Source organism: Variovorax sp. P1_H12_2 (assembly GCF_056405335.1).
The window spans coordinates 1-2,761 of the sequence record NZ_JBFUCI010000604.1 but is presented as its reverse complement, the minus strand read 5'-3'; the positions used below and the strand labels follow the sequence as shown (position 1 = coordinate 2,761).

Here is a 2,761-nt window from a genome sequence, read left to right as displayed (position 1 = left end):
CTGGAAGATGAACTGGATGTTGCGGCGCAGGGCCTGGAGTTCGCGCGTGGGCAGCTCGCGGATGTTCTTCCCGCCGAACTCGATCGCGCCGCTCTGGCTCTCGACCAGGCGCAGCAGCGAACGACCGGTGGTCGATTTGCCGCAGCCCGATTCGCCCACCAATGCCAGCGTCTCGCCGGGGTAGAGATCGAAGCTGATCTTTTCCACCGCATGCACGCGGCGCTTCACGCGGCCGAAAATGCCGCTGCGCACGTCGAAGCGCGTGACCAGATCGCGCACGCGAAGGATCGGGCCGGCCTCTTCGCGCACGGTGGTCTGCGGCGTGGTGTTGGTGCACGGCACGGTCTCGGGCCTGCCCTCGGTGCGAAGCAGCTCGAATTTGGCCGGGAGATCGGTGCCCTGCATCGCGCCCAGCTTCGGCACCGCCGACAGCAGGGCCTTCGTGTAGGGGTGCCGGGGCGCCGCGAACACGGCGTCCGAGGTGCCCGCTTCCACCTTGTCGCCGCGGTACATGACGAGCACGCGGTCGGCAATCTCGGCCACCACGCCCATGTCGTGCGTGATGAAGAGCACGCCCATGCGCATCTCCTTCTGCAGCTCGCGGATGAGCTGGAGGATCTGCGCCTGGATGGTCACGTCGAGCGCGGTGGTGGGCTCGTCGGCGATCAGCAGCTGCGGCTTGCACGACAGCGCCATCGCGATCATCACGCGCTGGCGCATGCCGCCCGAGAGCTGGTGCGGAAAGCGGTCGAGCACGTTGCGCGCTTCGGGAATGCGCACCAGCTCCAGCATGCGCAGCGCTTCGGCGCGCGCGGCCGAATTGCTCTTGCCCTGGTGGATGCGGATGGCCTCGGCAATCTGATCCCCGGCAGTGAACACCGGGTTCAGCGAGGTCATCGGCTCCTGGAAGATCATCGCGATGTCTGCGCCGCGAATGCCGCGCATCGTGCCGTCGCGCGCCTGCGCCAGGTCGAGCACCTCGCCATTGCGGCGGCGAAACGCCATGCGGCCGCCGAGTATGCGGCCGCCGCCATGTTCCACCAGCCGCATCAGCGCGAGCGAGGTGACCGACTTGCCCGAGCCTGATTCGCCCACCACCGCGAGCGTTTCGCCATGGTCGACGTGGAAGGACAGATTCTTGACGGCATCGACGGTGCGCTCGGAAGTCGAGAAGCGCACGGTGAGGTCGTCGACGGCGAGAACGCGACCGTCCGGGAGGGCGAGGGCAGGGGTGGACATGCGAGTGCGAGGGGAAGAGGGCGTGTGCGTCAGGCGAAGATGGCCGTGACCGGCGCTTCATCGCCGCGGGCGTGGCCGCGGTACATGCCTTCGGTGTTGAAGGCGAGGCTCAGGTTGCCGTGGCGGTCGACGGCGATCAGCCCGCCGCTGCCGCCGATGGCCGGCAGCGACTGCTGCACGACGGCGTGCGTGGCGGCTTCGAGCGTTGCGCCGCCGTAAGCCATGCGGGCGCAGACGTCGTAGGCCGCGGCAACGCGGATGAACGTCTCGCCGCTGCCGGTGCACGAGACGGCCGCGGTGCGGTCGTCTGCGTAGGTGCCGGAGCCGATGAGCGGCGTGTCGCCGATGCGGCCGACGCGCTTGTTGGTCATGCCGCCGGTCGAGGTGGCTGCCGCCAGGTGGCCGTGCATGTCGAGCGCCACGGCGCCCACGGTGCCGAACTTGCGGTCTTCGTCGAGCGGTGGCGTCATGGCCGCGCCCTCGTGGTCCACGACCACGCGGCCGGTGTCGCGTACACGGTAGAGCTGTTGGCGGCGCGCCTCGGTGGAGAAGAACGAAGGCTCGACCATGTCCAGCCCGTGTTCACGCGCGAAGACTTCGGCGCCCGCACCGGCCAGCAGCACGTGGGCGCCGTCTTCGAGCACGGCGCGCGCGGCATGCACCGGGCGGCGGATGCGGCAGACGCCGGCAATCGCGCCGGCGGCGAGCGTGGTGCCGTCCATCACGGCAGCATCGAGCTCGTGCGTTTCGTCGTGCGTGAACACCGCGCCGTGACCGGCGTTGAAGAGCGGGCAGTCTTCGAGCATCTCGACCGCGAGGCACACGGCGTCCATGGCGGATGCGCCCTCGAGCAGCATCGCCTGCGCGGCGCGCGTGATGTTCTGCAGGGCGTCGTGGTAGCCCTGAGCCTGCGTGGCGTTGGTGGTGGCTGCGCTGATGGTGCCTGCGCCGCCGTGAATGGCGATGACGGGAATGCCGGGGAGTTTCATCGGGAAGATTTGTTCTTTTGCTTGCGGGTGTCGGCCTCGTCGGCCGCGCCGTTCAGGCCGGCGCGGTGCGTGCCGGTTTCGGCGCGCGGCAAGCCGTTGGCACCGTGCAGCCACGGTCGCACGGCCTGCAGGACGCGGCTTGCGGACTGCACCGCGCCCGGCGCACGCAGCGCGACGGCGCTGGTCAGGGCCTCGATCAGCGCGAGCACGCTGGTTTCGCAGTTCGGGCGGTAGCTGGTTTCGGTCTGGCAATACAGCGCCACGTCGGCCAGCGGCGCGAGTGGCGAGCTTGGCCGGTCGGTCAGCGCGAGCACGGCGCAGCCCTGGCCCTTGGCGATCTGTGCGAGCGCCACGGTGTCGGTGAGGTAGCGCGGAAAGGTCAGGCCGATGAACAGGTCCTGCGGCCCCGCATGCATCAACGTGCGCGCCGCATGCGTGACGCCGCTGACGCTGGACAGCATCCGAACGTCGTTGCAGCTGCCGTCGAGCCCGTGCTGCAGCAGGCCCGCGTGCCAGCCGCTGGCGCCGTAGCC

Annotated in this window: 3 protein-coding genes; all 3 read right to left on the bottom strand. The window is 69.6% G+C overall.

Annotation, left to right across the window (positions count from 1 at the left end):
• On the bottom strand, positions 1–1,239 hold a 1,239-nt coding region (locus AC1D2K_RS33040; RefSeq protein WP_478094441.1), incomplete at its 3' end, for an ATP-binding cassette domain-containing protein.
• Positions 1,240–1,268: 29 nt separating this feature from the next.
• Complete coding sequence (locus AC1D2K_RS33035) at positions 1,269–2,228, bottom strand: isoaspartyl peptidase/L-asparaginase family protein (protein WP_478094440.1); 960 nt, start codon at positions 2,226–2,228, stop codon at positions 1,269–1,271.
• A partial coding sequence (locus AC1D2K_RS33030; protein WP_478094439.1) for a MurR/RpiR family transcriptional regulator occupies positions 2,225–2,761 on the bottom strand: 537 nt, incomplete at its 5' end. The genes AC1D2K_RS33035 and AC1D2K_RS33030, both read right to left, overlap by 4 nt.